This is a genomic window from Thermalbibacter longus (assembly GCF_023806485.1).
Taxonomy (GTDB): domain Bacteria; phylum Chloroflexota; class Chloroflexia; order Thermomicrobiales; family Thermomicrobiaceae; genus Thermalbibacter; species Thermalbibacter longus.
In genome coordinates this window covers 263-474 of the sequence record NZ_JAMSLR010000046.1, presented here as the reverse complement: position 1 = coordinate 474, position 212 = coordinate 263, and positions in this window count along the sequence as shown.

Below are 212 nucleotides of genomic sequence, written 5' to 3'. Positions count from 1 at the left end.
ACGTGACGGTCGCCTTGGGGGTGTGGCAGGATGACCCCAGGTGCGACGTGGTGCTCAAGACGGGCGGCCATCGGAGGCAATCTTGGGGTGTTCCGACCCAACCGTTGTGGTGCGGCCCGGTGAACCGGATATCAGGGGGGAGATGTCCCCAGCTCTGCTAGACTGACTCTGCGCTGAAGGCTAGGACTGACCGCGATGACCACCGCCGCCGA